Consider the following 14,442-nt stretch of genomic DNA (forward strand, 5'->3'; position numbering starts at 1 on the left):
GGCCTCGTGCGCAGTCTCTGGACTGGCGCTGGCATCGACCACCGAATTCCCAGTCAGCATCGGCGAGATCGCGAGGGGACACACGATAGCAGGGGCTCAAAATCGCTCAGGCTGAAATTCACACGGAACGCGATGAGCCGGGGCAGGAGCGGACCCTTTGGAAGATCAGTAGCCTGGACACGGGCGCGGCGGACGCCGTGTAGCGCGGCCGCACCGAAACCGCCGTCTTGCGGATGCTCGGTTTCGATGATGCAGTCGCGCAGCCTGCCGTCGGAATCGTTCAGGCAGCTCAGAACGGCGAAACCGCTGGCATAGCGAGACTCGGGATACTCGGGACGCGGTCGTGACATCCAGGAGAAACCGTGGGGCAGCGAACCATCACCGATGTCGGCGGTCTGTTCATCGCGTGGATCGACGAGCGGACGCCCGCAGGCAGTCAGGGATTCGTCTATGGCAGTGTTGGAGGCCGGCAGGTCGAGGACATAAAGGAGGTTGCGGCCGCCCTCGGCTCCCCCGGGGATGCGCAATTTCAGCGTCCCGCCTTCGCGCAGTCGGCGCGCGAATTGGGTAGGCAGGCTGCTGAGCGCGATGCGCGAATCCTCGGTCACGTTCCAGGTTTGATCGTCAATTTCCCCGTCCCCGAAGGCAACGCCGAGTGGGCGTTGCTCAGTGTCGACAGGGGGCAGGCCCGCGATCAGAGCCTGATAGGAGTTACCCACGCAACGCGCGGCGATGCTGAGGCCGACGTCGAATTGCGTGTAGACCAAGGTCTGATGTCTGTCGGGATTGCGTACGACATCCCAGTCTTGCACCTGTCGGGCCATCACCGGGTGGGCGAAGGTCGCGACTAGGCTCGCCAGCAGAAGGATACGCATCAGGCAGTTTCCCAAAAAACAACCCTTGCGCGATGCCGGCGCAGCGTCAACGGGGATTTGTGAGCGGGTGAGCTGCCGTCGCCGTGCCTCAGCCCAGCGGCGCGACCTTCTGTTCGATGGCCCCGAAGATCGAGTGGTAGGCATCGTCCAGCATTTCGATGCGCACGGTGTCGCCGTGTTTGAGGAAGGGGGTCTCGGCCTTGCCGCGCAGGATGGTCTCGACGGTGCGGACCTCGGCGATGCAGGAATAGCCGAGGCCGCCGTCGGCGACCGGCTTGCCGGGGCCGCCGTCGGTGTCGCGGTTGGACACTGTGCCCGAGCCGATGATCGTGCCAGCGCACAGGCTGCGCGTCTTGGCCAGATGCGCGATCAGGGTGCCGAAATCGAAGGTCATGTCGATGCCGGCGTCGGCCTTGCCGAACTCGGCCCCGTTCAGCTGGACTGACAGGGTGCCGTGCAGCTTGCCGTCTTTCCAGCGTGTGCCCAGCTCGTCGGGCGTGACGAACACCGGCGACAGGGCCGAGGCCGGCTTGGACTGGACGAAGCCGAAGCCCTTGGACAGTTCGCCGGGGATCAGGTTGCGCAGTGAGACGTCATTGACCAGACCGATCAGGCGCACATGGTCGAGGGCGGCTGCGGGCGACAGGCCCTGCGGCACGTCGCCGGTGACGACGACGACCTCGGCTTCGAGATCACAGCCCCAGGACTCGTCGGCCAGGGGGATGGGGTCACGCGCCCCCAGCATGGAGTCCGATGCCCCCTGGTACATCAGGGGGTCGGTCCAGAAACTGTCGGGCATTTCAGCGTTGCGGGCCTGACGCACCAGGGCGACATGGTTCACATAGGCCGAGCCGTCGGCCCACTGATAGGCACGCGGCAGGGGGGCGGCGGCCTCGCGTTCATGAAAGCGACCGCGCGGCACGGCCTCATGTTCGAGGCTCTCGGCCAGCGCGCGCAGCAAAGGCTCGCAGCGTTCCCAGTCATCGAGCGCCGCCTGCAGGGTCGGGGCGATCAGAAAGGCGTCCGTGAACCAGTGCAGGTCCCGCGAGACGACGACGAGGCGGCCGTCCCGGCCGTGCTTGAGCGAGGCGAGTTTCATGAGTCAGGCTTAGGCGGTTTTCCTGCGGGAGGGAACTGTCTGAACCCTAATGGCCGCGCAGAGTTTTCAGCGGCGCGGTATGGCACAGGGCTCGTCGGGCCTTGCCGAGTTCGGCCAGACGTTGAGGCTTCTGTGACCAGTGGTCGTGGAAGCGACCGATGGCGCGTCGCAGATGATCGGCCCGCTCCTCATCGGTCATGTCACGATCGACTGGCGGCGGTGGGGGTGACGGCTCCGCAGCTCCGGCTCCGGCCGGCTGGTCCCGGTTCACAACGATATGGTTGTTCTGCATCACGGTGACGTGGGGGGGCGTGGCCGCGGCGGACGGGTTGCGAATCTTGCCCTTGATGGCGGTGTCCAGCTCCTTCAGCGGCTTGTTGATACCGTCGCTGAGGGTCAACACCGGGTCCAGCCGGTTGCGGATTTCGTCGCGAAGGGCCTTGCCGTGGACCAGCAGGGTGTCGCTGTTGGCGGCGATGGCGGATTTGCAGACCGCGTTGATGGCCTGCCAGATGGTCTCGGTGGCGTCGGGTTCCCGGGGCACAAACCAGTCCCGCCCGAACCAGCCGAGCAGGGCCGCAAGAATCAGCAGGCCGACGATCCCGGCCAGCAGCATCGGCGGCAGACTGAGAAAAATATCCGGTTCGACGGACTCGGGGCCGCCAGTCTGGAACTCGGACGGATAGTGCATCATGCGGCATCGCCCCTGCTGTGCGATTGCATGATGCCGTCAAGGACCGGCTTGGCAATGGAAAAGGTTAACGCGGGTCGGTGAACGGGGTCAGTCGGGGGCGGTGATCAGGGCCCGGGCCTCGGCGGCCTGATGCCCGCCCGGCACCCGGACCTCGATCTCAACGGCGACGGCCCCCTCCGGCTCATGGGCCCAGAGGTAGCGCCGCTCGATCTCGACCTCGCGGCCCGAGGGGGCGAAGCCGGTGAAGGTATCGCCCCAGGGGGTGATGCGTTTCAGCTCCGGCCACTTCAGGGCGCAGGCAGAGTCCAGCTCCTCGATGGCCATGGTGGACAGTTCGTCGTCGGCGACAAAGGCGGTCACAGCCATCTCCTGACCCGGGCGCAATAGGCCTCGTAGGCCGGGCCGAATTTGGCCGCCAGATAGCGTTCCTCGCGGGCGATGACAAAACGGTCGATGGCCAGCAGGCAGGGGAACAGCAGGCCGAGGGCGAACCAGCTGTCCATGGCCACGGCCAGACCGACATAGGTGATGGCGAAGCCGACGTAGATCGGGTTGCGGCTGAAGCGATAGGGACCGTCGGTGATCAGGGTGGTCGACGGCTTCCACGGCTCGACCGCTGTGGCCCAGCGCCGGAACAGACCCGCCGCCATGCCATCCAGCAACAGGCCGGCGATGATCAGGGTCAGGGCCAGGCCGCGCCGGATCTCCATGGTCAGCCCGAGGCCGGGTTCCTGGAGCCAGGCGTGCAGACCCCAGCCGGCCAGCAGGAAGCCGAAATAGATCAGCGGCGGCGGCAGGACGACGCCCGGATGGTCGCGCGTGGTCACGGTCGCAGGACTTCGTCGCCGTAGATGGCGACCACGGCCGGATGGTCTGAGGAGATAGAGCCGCGATACATGCCTGGAGTATTCATGGCGAAGCCGGGGACACCGTCCCGGGCCATGACCACCACGCCGCCGTCGCCGCCGATGGTGCCGACGTCGGCGATTTCGGCCTCGCCCGCCGCCTGGGCCGAGGCTCCGGCCCGGGTGCGGGTGCAGATGTCGCGAGCCACGGTCGACCGGATGAAATATTCGCCGGTGCCGGTGGCCGAGACGGCGCAGCCGTCGGCGTTGGAGGCATAGGTGCCGGCCCCGATGACCGGGGCGTCACCGACCCGGCCCCATTGTTTGGCTGTGGTGCCCCCGGTCGAGGTTCCGGCGGCCAGATAGCCCTGGCTGTCGAGGGCCACGGCCCCGACGGTGCCGAATTTACGTTCGTTCAGCGGCGGCATGCCAGGCTGGTCGGTCAGGGCCGCGCCCTGCTGCGGTGGCACCGGTACGCCCTCTGGACGGGCCGGGAGCGGCAGGTTCTGGTCGCTCAGGGTGCGCAGCAACCCCTGCCAGCGCCGCTCCGTGAAGAACCAGTTGGCCGGGGCCTGTTCCAGCCCGACCTCGGCGGCGAAGGTATCGGCACCGTCCCCCATCAGCATCACGTGCGGAGACCGCTCCATCACCGCGCGGGCGGCGGCGATCGGGTGGCGGGTGCGGGTCAGGCCGGCGACCGAGCCGGCGTCAAGATCGGCCCCGTTCATGATGGCTGCATCCATTTCATTGCGGCCGGCAGCGGTGAAGACGGCCCCGCGTCCGGCATTGAACAGCGGATTGTCCTCCATCGTCTCTATGGCGGCCTGGACGGCGTCGGTGGCCGAGCCACCGTCGGCCAGGACCTTGCCGCCCGCCTCGAGCGCCACCTTGAGGGCCGCGCGGTATTCGGCGTCCTGACTCGGCGACAGGCTGGTGCGTTCAATAACCCCAGCCCCGCCGTGAATGGCGAAGGACCAGTGTGGAGCCTGCTGGGCGGCGGCGGGATACGCGAACAGGGCGGCGAGGCCCAAGGCGAGTGAGGCGGACTTCATGACAGAATCTTTCCGGTCAAGGTTCACGATGATGGGCCCGTTTCCACAGGCGGTAGGCGACGATAGGTGCGAAGCCACAGACGAGGGCCGCGAACAGAACGGTCCAGAAACCACCGCCCAGCCAGTATCCTCCGACCGTTGCCCCCGCGCCCGCGGCGAGGAGGGGGCCGAGCCAGGGCAGCCAGTGCGGCGGACGCGACGGAACCCGCAGTCGCGTCCGGAGCCCGGCAGCCAGGGCGCGAACCCGCGCCCTAGGCATCCACCTTGATCACGCCGCGCCGGATCTGGTCCAGCTCGATGGAGTCGAACAGGGCCTGGAAATTACCCTCGCCGAACGCCTGGTTGCCCTTGCGCTGGATGATCTCGAAGAAGATCGGCCCGAAGGTGTCCTGGGTGAAAATCTGCAGCAGCAGACCCTCTTCGTCGGAACCGTCGATCAGGATGCGGTTCAGCCGCATGCGGGCCACGTCCTCGCCGTGGTTGGGCAGACGTTTGTCGATCAGTTCGAAATAGGTCTCGATCGTATCCTGGAAGGGGATGCCACGACGCTTCAGCTCCTCCACCGTCTCGAAGATGTCGTCGGTGGCCAGGGCGATGTGCTGGATGCCCTCGCCGTTGTAACGACGCAGGAACTCCTCGATCTGGGAGTTCTCGTCCTGGCTCTCGTTCAGCGGAATGCGGATCGCGCGGTCGGGGGCGATCATCGCCTGGGAGAACAGGCCGGTCGCCTTGCCCTTGATGTCGAAATACTTCTGCTCCTCGAAGGCGAAGACGTCGCCGTAGAAGCCGGACCATGTGCGCATCTGGCCGCGCCGCACGTTGTGGGTCAGGTGGTCGAGCATGAACAGGCCGACGTTGTTCTTGCGCTCGGCCTCCTCCCAGCCCTCGATCTCGTCCCAGCCGTCATAGAGCGAGCCCTGCTCGCCATAGCGGTCGACCAGATAGAGCAGGGACCCGCCGATGCCCTGGAGGATGTAGGGATAATCGTCGCCCAAGGCCCCGCCGCCGGTATTTTCGGCCGGGCGACCGCCGCGCTGGACCGCGCCGTCGAACGCGGATTTCGCGTTCGCGACCCGGAAGGCCATGCCATTGGCCGACGGGCCGTGGTCGCGCGCGAAATCAGCGGACTGGCCCTTGGGTGCGCGATTGACCAGCAGGGTGATGTCGCCCTGTTTCAGGCGCACAGCTCCGGTCTTCGGGTTCACATGGGTCGGGGTGAAGCCCATCAGCTCCAGCCGACTGGCCATGGCCTCGGGCTCGGGCCCGGTGAACTCGACGAACTCGAAACCGTCGACGCCGAGAGGATTTTCCGTGTCGAGCCGGGCGGCCGCATCGGATTGGGGCGCGTCATGCATGGGAGCGTCTCCTTGGAATCTTGGGGCGGCCTGACGCCGCGTCATGGTGCGGAACCTAGTGACCCGGGTCGCCTTCGCCAACCCGCGCCGCATAATGGTTGCTCCGACGCGCGGGAATTTGATCGGGGGTGCGTTCGTCCCGGCCGCCTGCTAGAGGCGAAGCAAGGATCGCAAGGGGTCACATGCTTCGCAAATTGTATGACTGGGTGTTTGTCCTGGCGCGGAGCCGCCACGCGACACCCGCGCTGGCCGTAATCTCTTTCGCCGAGAGCTCCTTTTTCCCGATTCCGCCGGATGTGATGCTGGCTCCGATGATCCTGGCGCGACCGGACCGGGCCTATTTCTATGCCGGAGTCTGTACTCTGGCCTCGGTCCTGGGCGGAATCCTCGGCTATGCGATCGGCTATTATCTGACCGATGTCGGCCTGCTGGTCCTGCGGCTGCTCGGACATGCCGACGGACTGGCCCAGTTCAAGTCCTGGTTCGATCAATGGGGCCTTTGGGTGATCCTGATCAAGGGCCTGACCCCGATCCCGTACAAGCTGGTGACCATCGCCTCGGGACTGGCGGCCTTCAGCTTTCCGGCTTTCATGGCGGCCTCCGTGGTGACCCGGGGTGGTCGTTTCTTTCTCGAGGCCTGGATCCTCAGGCGTTTCGGCCCGGCCATGCTGGCTGTGGTGGAAAAACGCCTGGCCCTGTTCTCCGTCATCGGTGTGCTCGTTCTGGTGAGCGTGATCCTCATGGTCAAGCTTCTGTAGCGATCCATCGACGACGCTTGCGGGGACGTTTATGAAAGAGCCGATGACAAGTCTGTTTGGTCTCATGACGCGATGGTGGACCGCCTTCGCCCTGGGTATTTCCCTGGCGATGCTGGCGACGGCCCATGCGTTCGAACGGTTCGCCGGATTGTCACCGTGCAATCTGTGTCTGCGGCAACGCGAGGTGTTCTGGGGGGCGGTGACCATTGCGCTGGCCGCCACCTTCTGGGCCCTGATCAGTCGCGCCAGCCGCGGGACGCCGCGGATTGCTTCCTTCCTGCTGTTTTTGGTCTTTCTGACCGGTGCCGTTACGGCCGGCTTTCATGCCGGCGGTGAGTTGCACTGGTGGGAGCTGCCGGCGACCTGCGCGGCCGGGACCGGCGGTATCGACCTTGAGGCCCTGACCTCGCTGGCTCTCGGAACCGGGCCTGTGTCCCGGATCGCGGTGTGCGACGCCGTGGCATGGAGCTGGCTCGGCGTGTCCATGGCAGGATGGAATGCCCTGATTTCGGCGGGTCTCGCCATCATCAGCCTGCTCGCCGCCAAGCGACCCAAGGATGCCCGTGCCCCCCGAAACTGACACCGTGGACCGACATATCCCCCTGCCCCGACCCGGGCGCGGTGCGGCACGGGCGCGGCGGGCCGAGATCCTGCGGGTCGATCATGCCGGGGAATATGCGGCGGTCCATATCTACCGGGCCCAGCAGGCCGTGTTCCGGGGCCGGGTCGGGCACGAGACGATCGCTGCGGACATGGAGGAGATGCGGGAACAGGAAGCCGTGCATCTGGCGCGGTTCGACACCCTGCTGCAGACCGAACGGGTGCGGCCCACGGTGATGACCCCGGTCTGGCGACTGGCGGCCCTGGCCCTGGGCACGGGGACCGCCCTGATGGGTGAGAAGGCCGCCCATGCTTGTACCGAGGCGGTCGAAAGCGTGATCGAGCAGCACTATGCCGACCAGATCTCGGAATTGACCGATCATGACCCGGCCCTTGCGGCTGAGTTGACCCGGTTCCGGGACGAGGAACTGACGCATCATGACCATGCCGTTGAACACGGCAGCCGTGAGACCCCCGGTCACCGGTTGTTGAGCGCCGTGATCAAGGCCGGCTGCCGGGTAGCCATCAAGGTGTCGGAAAAGGTCTGACGCGCCGGGCAGGATTCAGATCGAAGGCCAACAGGAGCGTGCGTTGCCGTGCGCTGAAATTATCGTCTGACAGAATGTAGATCCGCGTCGCGGAAGCGCCTGCAACGGCGGCGATCCCCTCGAAATTGTCGACCGTTCCGGGGTGTTTCAACTCGACCAGAACCGGCCCCAGGCTACCGTCTACGGACATGTGGCGGATGCGGGCCCGGATGTCGGCCGGTTCCCGAAAGCGGCGCTGGATCACGAACCAGCCGTCTCTGGTCGGGTCCAGATCCAGCCCGGTGATGCGGTATTCAGTGTCGGCCAGTGGGGGCTCGGGCGGTGCGATAACCGTGACGCAGCCGGCCGGCGCACAGTCCCAGACGCCGCCCCCCTCGCCGGCGACGCGCCAGCCTCCGGGCGCTGCGGCCAGACCTTCCATGCCGGTATTGTTCGGGAAGGCGTAGTTTGGCGAGGCAACGGCGGTCGGTGAACCGACCGGAGTCGTCGGCGGGCCATAGTTCCAGATACGGTGGCGACGTTCGAAGCTGATCAGCAGTTCGCCGGAGGCTGTGATCGTCAGGCCCTCGGCATCCCCGTCCGTCTTGTCCGTAATCGGACTGCCGTCCATCAGGGTCAGGCGACGCAGACGCGGCGCGTCGATGCTGGTCAGGCGACCCCGCGGGCCCAGCCGCAGGTGCGCCTGCACCAGATCACCCGCGTCGGAAACGCTGAACAGGTCACCGTTGATGATCTTGAGGTCCGACAGGCTGTGCAGCGGAGAGGCCGGGTCGGCGTCGATCTCTATCCCGCCGGCGAACCGCACGCCGGGTGCGAGACGGGCTCCCGGCAACAGCCCAAGACCGACGGGCCGGACGACAGCCGTGACCGGGGTCCAGCCATCCGGGATCTCCGGGACGAAGGGCTGGACCGGTACGGTGGCGCAGGCACCCAGGGCAAGGGCGGCGGCCAGTGCCCGCACGGTGAGGTAGAGGCTCATGCCGCCCGTTTGCGAGCGCCTCGTCCCCGATCAAGGGTCTTGGGCTTGGCGTCGAACAACTCGGCCAGTTTTTCGATCATCACCCCGCCCAGCTGTTCGACATCAACGATGGTGACGGCGCGACGGTACCAACGGGTCACGTCGTGACCGATGCCGATGGCGATCAGCTCGACCGGCGAGCGGCTCTCGATCTCCTCGATGACCTGACGCAGGTGTTTGTCCAGATAGAGGGCGGCATTGGCCGACTGGGTCGAATCGTCGACCGGTGAGCCGTCCGAGATGACCATCAGAATTTGCCGCGCCTCGGGCCGGGCCTTGAGACGGTCATGCGCCCAGGTCAGGGCTTCGCCGTCGATGTTTTCCTTGAGCAGGCCTTCGCGCATCATCAGACCCAGGTTCTTGCGGGCTCGTCGCCACGGCGAATCGGCGGCCTTGTAGATGATGTGGCGCAGGTCGTTCAGGCGTCCCGGTTTATCGGGCTTGCCGGCGCTGATCCAGGCCTCGCGGGACTGGCCGCCCTTCCAGGCGCGGGTGGTGAAGCCGAGGATCTCGACCTTGACCCCGCAGCGCTCCAGCGTTCGGGCCAGGATATCGGCGCAGACGGCCGCCACCATGATCGGACGCCCGCGCATCGAGCCCGAATTGTCGAGCAGCAGGGTCACCACTGTGTCGCGGAACGGGCTTTCGCTCTCGGCCTTGAAGGTCAGGGGCGCGGTCGGGTCGGTGATGATCCGGGTCAGGCGGGCGGTGTCCAGCACCCCCTCCTCGAGATCGAAGGACCAGCTGCGGTTCTGCTGGGCCATCAGCCGGCGCTGCAGCTTGTTGGCGAGACGAGCGACGATGCTGCTGAGGGCGGTTAGCTGCTGGTCCAGCAGGGCGCGCAGTCGATCCAGCTCCATCGGGTCGCACAGGTCGGCAGCGTCGATGGTCTCGTCGAAGGCCGTGGTGAAGACGCGGTAGGCGTTGATCGGCCGGCCGTCGTCCCCGGTTTGCTGGCGGTTGGGCAGGTCGCCCTCGTCCAGCTCGGGACCGTCTTCCGAGGCGTCGCCGTCCGCATCGGTCGGGCTGCCGTCGGGGCGGGCGTCGCGATCCTCTTCGGCCGACGGATCGTCGGTGCTGCCTTCCATCGCCTGACCGCCCTCGCCACCGGTCTCGTCCTCGTCGTCCTGGTCGTCGGCACCGTCCGGGTCCTGGGGGTCGGGTTCCTCGTTGCCCTGGTCCTCGGAGGCGTCGTCGCCACGCTCATCGCCAGGGTCCATGTCCAGCGCACGCAGCACGTCACGGAGCTTGAGGGCGAAGGCTTCCTGATCATCGGCGCTGGCCGCAAGGGCGTCCAGCGGACCGCCGGCGCGGGATTCGATGTTGGTTCGGACCAGATCGACCATCGCCCGGGCCCCGTCTGGGGCCGGCAGGCCAGTCAGGCGTTCGCGCACCATCAGGGCCAGGGCCTCGGGCACGGACACCAGGTCGGGTTCGGCGGTGCGCAGGGCTCCACTCTTGTCCAGCCGGGTCAGCAGGGCCGCGTCCATATTGGCGCGAACCCCGGCCAAGGACTGCGAACCGACCGCCTCGACCCGGGCCTGTTCGATGGCCTCGAACACCTCGGCGGCGCGACTGTCGGCCGGGCGCAGCCGGGCATGCAGACCTTCGTCGTGATTGGCCAGACGCAGGGCCAGACGGTCGGCCTGGCCACGCAGGCTGGCGCTGTCGGCTCCGGACGGGTCCCGGGGCGGGTGGGGCAGGGTCAGGACACCATTGGCCAGCCGTGGGCCGTCCGAGCCGAAGGTCACCTCGAGCTCGGACTGCTCCGCCAGCGCGCGCGCCGCATGGGCGAGCGCGCGCTTGAAGATTTCAATGGGGAGTTCGGCGGCGGCCATGCGTCCCAGTTAGCGTCTGGGTCGCCCGAGCGGAAGTCATTAGGCGGCGGCGTCGATCGCCTGCTTCAATTTGGCCTGATGGGCGCGCATGCCCTCAACGATCAGTTCGGCGGCCTCGCCGGCGTCGCCCCAGCCCTTGACCGTGGTTTCCTTGTTCTTCTCCAGGTCCTTGTAGCGAGTGAAGAAGTGCTGGATCTGCTCGACCATGATGTTGGGTAGCTGCCGGTAGCTGGCGATGTCGGTGTAATAGGGGTGCAGGGCGTCGACCGGGACGGCGAGGATTTTCTCGTCCATGCCCTTTTCGTCTTCCATGATCAGCACGCCGATCGGGCGCGAACGGATGACGCAGCCGGGCACGACGGGGGTCGGGTTCAGTACGATGACGTCGCAGGGGTCGCCGTCGTCGGACAGGGTGTGGGGCACGAAGCCGTAATTGCCCGGATAATACATGGCCGTGTGCAGGAAGCGGTCGACGAACAGAGCCCCCGACTCCTTGTCCATCTCGTATTTGACCGGGAGACCGCCCTGGGGGATCTCGATGATCACATTCAGGTCCCAGGGAGGATTGGGGCCGACGGGGATGGCGTCGATGTTCATGGTTGAACCGTATTGTGCAACTGCGAAGGAGAGGCGGGCGTGATAGTCCGGGTCGGGTCGGGGAGCAAGGCTGACTTGCTCCTGAACGCATACGGCGGCAGGACAATGGCGAAGCCCGACGCAAGGAGTGGACGATGACGATTCCGGATATCGCGGCCCTCACCCTCTTCATGCTGTGCTGGCTCGGCTACGGGCCGGCGCTCGATGTTCTGGCGCGGCGCAGCGGCACGCTGAACGACGATATGACCTTGGTCCGGCGCGTCTGGATGCGGGTCATGGTTCATCGCGAGGTCCGTATCGTCGACAGTCAGCTGATGGGCCATACGATCAATTCGGCCTCTTTCTTCGCCTCGACCAACCTGCTGCTGATCGCGGCCGTCGGCGGCATATTGTTCGGCGGGGAGGGCGCGCTGAGAGGTGTAGCCGCTGTCGGGGCGGAGGCCGTGCCCCTGCCTCTGCTGGAGGGCAAGCTGGCGCTTATTCTGGTGTGCCTGGCGCGGGGTCTGCTGGATTTCATCTGGTCCATCCGGCAGCTAAACTACACCCTGGCCCTGATCGGGGCGGCCCCCGAGATTCATGAGGAGGTCGATCGCGCCGCCTTGGGCGATGCGGCAGCCAGTCTGCTGAATCCGGCTCTGAGCGCCTTCAGCCAGGGGGTGCGGGGTTATTATTTCGCTCTTGCCGCGGCGGCCTGGCTGTTCGGTCCGTGGTGGCTGGCGGCGGGGGTAGCGTCGGCCTTTGCCCTGTTGATCTGGCGGCAGGCCGGCTCGCCTGCGGCCCGGGCAGTTCGCACCGCCCGGCGGTTGCTGGAGCTGAAATAGGCTCCGTCAGATGTCGATTCCTGCACCAAAGGAGTCCCGGCGGGACCGCGACCCGGGTGGGTTTGACGTAACAGGGCGTGATCGCAGGTGCGAGATGAACCCTTGACGATTTGTGCGCTGCAACCTAACTTTCCGGTGACGCCTCCGGGCGTCTTGCCCAATTTGGGCGTTTCCTCCCTATAGACTTCAATGCCGCGCCCCCGGGTGCGGCATTTTTTTATCGGCTGGGGGCGCAGAGTCCGGCGATCACCTGCCGCAGTCCACTGACGCAGCGGCTCCAGCCCGGACCGGGTTGGCGTGTAGTTTCGTCGAGATATAGGGCCCTGCTCAGTTCGATCTGGACCGCCTCTAACCCGTCCGCGGGCTGTCCCCAGAGCTGGGTGGAATAGCCGCCCGGATAGGGCTGGTTGAGTGCGACCCGCCAGCCCAGTCCCTCGAACAGGGTCCGCAGCCGTCGGGTCAGCTGGACCGAACACGACGTCCCGTAGCGGTCCCCCAGCACGACATCGGCCCCGCCCGCGCCGCCGGCGGTCTGGGCGGGCATCGAATGCCAGTCGATCAGGATCGCCCGGCCGTGACGCGCCCGGGCGTCGCGCATCAGGGTCGCCAGGGCCTCGTGATAGGGCCGGTGTACCCGCGAAATTCGTTGATGAACCTCAGCCAGGTCCAGGTTCCGGACATAGAGGGGGCGGCCATTCCCCGTCAGACGAGGCACGATGCCGAAACCGGCAGCGACCTTGGCTGACAGCGTTGCGGCGGGTGCATCGGTGATCAATGCGGGGTCCAGCTCGGTGGGATCGCGGTTCAGGTCGAGATAGGCGCGTCCGATCCGGCCGGCGATGACGGCAGCGCCATGGGCGGGCCCGGCGACGATCAATTGATCAACCAGCGCGTCCTCGGCGCTTTGCAGGCTGAGCCGATCCAGGGTCGCGCAGGCTCCCATGTCGGCCGGATAGAGATCTCCCGAATGGGGCGAGGCGAATATGAACCGTCCGGGCGTGCCCTCAGCCGGTGTGATGACGAACGCTTCGGGAAAGGCGGCCAGGTCAGTGGCTGTCGCGGCGGGGATCATCTCTGAGGCCATAGACTGTTTTTCCGGACAATCCACCGGATGGCTCACAGCTCGATTTCGGAAAGGGTGCCGTTTTTCATGGCCGGTTTACCGTTCCGGGCCTAGCCTTGGGGTCCACGATCAAGGGACGACCGGGGTATGGCGCGAATTCTACTGGCTGAAGACGATGGTTCGCTGCGGGGGTTCCTGACGCGTGCGCTGGAGCGTGCCGGCCATTCGGTGGTCGATTGCGAGAATGGTGACGATGCCATCGACGCACTGGATCAGGGCCCGTGGGATCTGCTGCTGACCGACATCGTCATGCCCGGGGCCGACGGTATCGAGGTGGCGCGCGTCGCCGCCGCCCGCCAGCCGGGTATCCGCATCATGTTTATCACCGGATTTGCCGCCGTGGCCCTGACGGCGGCTCAGGCGTCGCCTCAGGCCAAGGTGCTGTCCAAGCCGGTGCATCTGCGGGATCTGGTGACCGAGGTCGAACGAATGGTCGCGGCTGCCTGACAGGCCGGTAGATCGGGCGCATTTGCGCTCAATTCATTTGTGAACGGTTGCGGCGTCTTGGCTCTTGCGGTTTCGGCGGCGACCGGGTTATAGACCGCTCCTTCCCGTTCCGGACCTGTCCGGAACCGTTTCGGCGGATGCGTAGCTCAGCGGGAGAGCACCTCGTTGACATCGAGGGGGTCACAGGTTCAATCCCTGTCGCGTCCACCATTCCTTTCCAGACCCGCGGAACAGCGCCGGATTTCGGGCGTGCCGGTCCCGTCGCGCACAACCTCAACGAAAACTTGATACTCTCGCTTGTTGAACGCTGATATATTGGGGGATGACCGACCTTCCCCTATTCCGTGTCCTCTATTGCAGCCACGCAACCGTGCCCATGGAGGTCCCGCTGAACACCGCCGAAATTCTCGGCGCGGCGGCGCGGAACAATCGACGGGACGGCCTGACCGGTGTCCTCGCTTATGCCGACGGGATATTCATTCAGGTGACTGAAGGTCCGAAGACCGCGGTCGATGCGCTGATGAAGCGTCTGGAGTCTGACCGTCGCCATCGCGACATCGTCGTTCTGGGCTCGGAAAACACCCGCGAACGCAGATTTCCCGAATGGATCATGGAGACGCCGCGGATGAGGCCCGATCACACCGCTTTGCTTCACAGGCTGGTCGGCCAGTGCGAGTCCTCCTACCGCGAGGCGCTGGATATGATGATAGAGCTGGTTCGGGAGCACGAGCAGCGACGCGCCTGACCAGAGGTTTGGCCCGACGCCGGAACG

Annotated in this window: 17 protein-coding genes and 1 tRNA gene; 7 read left to right on the forward strand and 11 right to left on the reverse strand. The window is 66.1% G+C overall.

What is annotated here, in order from left to right; all coding sequences use genetic code 11:
• Positions 1–53: 53 nt before the first annotated feature.
• From AAC050_RS08925 to hppD, 7 genes are all read right to left on the reverse strand, one after another.
• Entirely contained in the window at positions 54–875 is an 822-nt protein-coding gene (locus tag AAC050_RS08925; protein WP_339914732.1) for a hypothetical protein, read from the reverse strand.
• Positions 876–963: 88 nt separating this feature from the next.
• The gene (locus tag AAC050_RS08930; RefSeq protein WP_339914733.1) at positions 964–1,974 is read right to left on the reverse strand and encodes a fumarylacetoacetate hydrolase family protein; all 1,011 of its coding nucleotides are present in this window, start codon (positions 1,972–1,974) and stop codon (positions 964–966) included.
• A gap of 46 nt (positions 1,975–2,020) precedes the next feature.
• Complete coding sequence (locus AAC050_RS08935) at positions 2,021–2,668, reverse strand: hypothetical protein (RefSeq protein ID WP_339914734.1); 648 nt, start codon at positions 2,666–2,668, stop codon at positions 2,021–2,023.
• Between the two features lie 87 nt (positions 2,669–2,755).
• Positions 2,756–3,028, reverse strand: coding sequence for a hypothetical protein (locus AAC050_RS08940; RefSeq protein WP_339914735.1), 273 nt, complete (start codon positions 3,026–3,028; stop codon positions 2,756–2,758).
• Entirely contained in the window at positions 3,025–3,495 is a 471-nt protein-coding gene (locus AAC050_RS08945) for an isoprenylcysteine carboxylmethyltransferase family protein (RefSeq protein ID WP_339914736.1), read from the reverse strand. Before AAC050_RS08945 ends, AAC050_RS08940 begins: the two co-directional genes overlap by 4 nt.
• Positions 3,492–4,565 (reverse strand): isoaspartyl peptidase/L-asparaginase, encoded by a 1,074-nt coding sequence (locus AAC050_RS08950; protein WP_339914737.1) that lies wholly within the window; start codon positions 4,563–4,565, stop codon positions 3,492–3,494. Before AAC050_RS08950 ends, AAC050_RS08945 begins: the two co-directional genes overlap by 4 nt.
• A 251-nt stretch (positions 4,566–4,816) precedes the next feature.
• Positions 4,817–5,920: a 4-hydroxyphenylpyruvate dioxygenase gene (gene hppD / locus AAC050_RS08955; RefSeq protein ID WP_339914738.1), complete on the reverse strand. Its 1,104-nt coding sequence runs from the start codon at positions 5,918–5,920 to the stop codon at positions 4,817–4,819.
• A gap of 182 nt (positions 5,921–6,102) precedes the next feature.
• Between hppD and AAC050_RS08960 the strand changes: the two genes are divergently transcribed.
• The 3 genes from AAC050_RS08960 to AAC050_RS08970 are packed head-to-tail and all read left to right on the forward strand — an operon-like array spanning position 6,103 to position 7,826.
• Positions 6,103–6,678, forward strand: coding sequence for a YqaA family protein (locus AAC050_RS08960; protein WP_339914739.1), 576 nt, complete (start codon positions 6,103–6,105; stop codon positions 6,676–6,678).
• A gap of 43 nt (positions 6,679–6,721) precedes the next feature.
• Positions 6,722–7,258 carry a disulfide bond formation protein B gene (locus AAC050_RS08965; RefSeq protein WP_339914740.1) on the forward strand — a complete coding sequence of 179 codons (537 nt, stop codon included), beginning with the start codon at positions 6,722–6,724 and terminating at the stop codon, positions 7,256–7,258.
• Positions 7,236–7,826, forward strand: coding sequence for a demethoxyubiquinone hydroxylase family protein (locus AAC050_RS08970; RefSeq protein ID WP_339914741.1), 591 nt, complete (start codon positions 7,236–7,238; stop codon positions 7,824–7,826). The genes AAC050_RS08965 and AAC050_RS08970 overlap by 23 nt, the downstream gene beginning before the upstream one ends.
• Here the strand turns inward: AAC050_RS08970 and AAC050_RS08975 are convergent.
• From AAC050_RS08975 to ppa, 3 genes are read right to left on the reverse strand one after another with little or no spacing between them, the layout of a single operon-like run.
• Positions 7,804–8,805 carry an esterase-like activity of phytase family protein gene (locus tag AAC050_RS08975; RefSeq protein WP_339914742.1) on the reverse strand — a complete coding sequence of 334 codons (1,002 nt, stop codon included), beginning with the start codon at positions 8,803–8,805 and terminating at the stop codon, positions 7,804–7,806. The genes AAC050_RS08970 and AAC050_RS08975 overlap by 23 nt on opposite strands.
• The gene (gene cobT / locus AAC050_RS08980) at positions 8,802–10,682 is read right to left on the reverse strand and encodes a cobaltochelatase subunit CobT (RefSeq protein WP_339914743.1); all 1,881 of its coding nucleotides are present in this window, start codon (positions 10,680–10,682) and stop codon (positions 8,802–8,804) included. Before cobT ends, AAC050_RS08975 begins: the two co-directional genes overlap by 4 nt.
• A gap of 39 nt (positions 10,683–10,721) precedes the next feature.
• Positions 10,722–11,279, reverse strand: coding sequence for an inorganic diphosphatase (gene ppa / locus AAC050_RS08985; RefSeq protein ID WP_339914744.1), 558 nt, complete (start codon positions 11,277–11,279; stop codon positions 10,722–10,724).
• Between the two features lie 134 nt (positions 11,280–11,413).
• On the opposite strand from ppa, the gene AAC050_RS08990 reads away from it, so the two are divergent.
• The gene (locus AAC050_RS08990) at positions 11,414–12,100 is read left to right on the forward strand and encodes a DUF599 family protein (protein WP_339914745.1); all 687 of its coding nucleotides are present in this window, start codon (positions 11,414–11,416) and stop codon (positions 12,098–12,100) included.
• A gap of 217 nt (positions 12,101–12,317) precedes the next feature.
• Here AAC050_RS08990 and AAC050_RS08995 read toward each other — a convergent pair whose 3' ends face one another.
• Positions 12,318–13,184: an N-formylglutamate amidohydrolase gene (locus tag AAC050_RS08995; RefSeq protein WP_339914746.1), complete on the reverse strand. Its 867-nt coding sequence runs from the start codon at positions 13,182–13,184 to the stop codon at positions 12,318–12,320.
• A 126-nt stretch (positions 13,185–13,310) separates the two neighbouring features.
• Between AAC050_RS08995 and AAC050_RS09000 the strand changes: the two genes are divergently transcribed.
• The 3 genes from AAC050_RS09000 (at position 13,311) to AAC050_RS09010 (ending at position 14,415) form a co-directional block, all read left to right on the forward strand.
• Positions 13,311–13,670 carry a response regulator gene (locus AAC050_RS09000; RefSeq protein ID WP_339914747.1) on the forward strand — a complete coding sequence of 120 codons (360 nt, stop codon included), beginning with the start codon at positions 13,311–13,313 and terminating at the stop codon, positions 13,668–13,670.
• Positions 13,671–13,805: 135 nt separating this feature from the next.
• Positions 13,806–13,880: transfer RNA gene (locus tag AAC050_RS09005), tRNA-Val, on the forward strand.
• Positions 13,881–13,992: 112 nt separating this feature from the next.
• Positions 13,993–14,415 carry a BLUF domain-containing protein gene (locus tag AAC050_RS09010; RefSeq protein WP_339914748.1) on the forward strand — a complete coding sequence of 141 codons (423 nt, stop codon included), beginning with the start codon at positions 13,993–13,995 and terminating at the stop codon, positions 14,413–14,415.
• The last annotated feature ends 27 nt before the right edge of the window (positions 14,416–14,442 follow it).

The sequence above is a fragment of the uncultured Brevundimonas sp. genome (assembly GCF_963974615.1).
Lineage (GTDB): Bacteria > Pseudomonadota > Alphaproteobacteria > Caulobacterales > Caulobacteraceae > Brevundimonas.

Excerpts from the sequence above, each read along its gene's own strand:
- AAC050_RS08925 (WP_339914732.1), bottom strand. The coding sequence starts at position 875 with ATGCGTATCCTTCTGCTGGCGAGCCTAGTCGCGACCTTCGCCCACCCG.
- AAC050_RS08930 (WP_339914733.1), bottom strand. The coding sequence starts at position 1,974 with ATGAAACTCGCCTCGCTCAAGCACGGCCGGGACGGCCGCCTCGTCGTC.
- AAC050_RS08935 (WP_339914734.1), bottom strand. The coding sequence starts at position 2,668 with ATGATGCACTATCCGTCCGAGTTCCAGACTGGCGGCCCCGAGTCCGTC.
- AAC050_RS08950 (WP_339914737.1), bottom strand. The coding sequence starts at position 4,565 with ATGAAGTCCGCCTCACTCGCCTTGGGCCTCGCCGCCCTGTTCGCGTAT.
- hppD (WP_339914738.1), bottom strand. The coding sequence starts at position 5,920 with ATGCATGACGCGCCCCAATCCGATGCGGCCGCCCGGCTCGACACGGAA.
- AAC050_RS08960 (WP_339914739.1), top strand. The coding sequence starts at position 6,103 with ATGCTTCGCAAATTGTATGACTGGGTGTTTGTCCTGGCGCGGAGCCGC.
- AAC050_RS08965 (WP_339914740.1), top strand. The coding sequence starts at position 6,722 with ATGACAAGTCTGTTTGGTCTCATGACGCGATGGTGGACCGCCTTCGCC.
- AAC050_RS08970 (WP_339914741.1), top strand. The coding sequence starts at position 7,236 with ATGCCCGTGCCCCCCGAAACTGACACCGTGGACCGACATATCCCCCTG.
- AAC050_RS08975 (WP_339914742.1), bottom strand. The coding sequence starts at position 8,805 with ATGAGCCTCTACCTCACCGTGCGGGCACTGGCCGCCGCCCTTGCCCTG.
- cobT (WP_339914743.1), bottom strand. The coding sequence starts at position 10,682 with ATGGCCGCCGCCGAACTCCCCATTGAAATCTTCAAGCGCGCGCTCGCC.
- ppa (WP_339914744.1), bottom strand. The coding sequence starts at position 11,279 with ATGAACATCGACGCCATCCCCGTCGGCCCCAATCCTCCCTGGGACCTG.
- AAC050_RS08990 (WP_339914745.1), top strand. The coding sequence starts at position 11,414 with ATGACGATTCCGGATATCGCGGCCCTCACCCTCTTCATGCTGTGCTGG.
- AAC050_RS08995 (WP_339914746.1), bottom strand. The coding sequence starts at position 13,184 with ATGGCCTCAGAGATGATCCCCGCCGCGACAGCCACTGACCTGGCCGCC.
- AAC050_RS09000 (WP_339914747.1), top strand. The coding sequence starts at position 13,311 with ATGGCGCGAATTCTACTGGCTGAAGACGATGGTTCGCTGCGGGGGTTC.
- AAC050_RS09010 (WP_339914748.1), top strand. The coding sequence starts at position 13,993 with ATGACCGACCTTCCCCTATTCCGTGTCCTCTATTGCAGCCACGCAACC.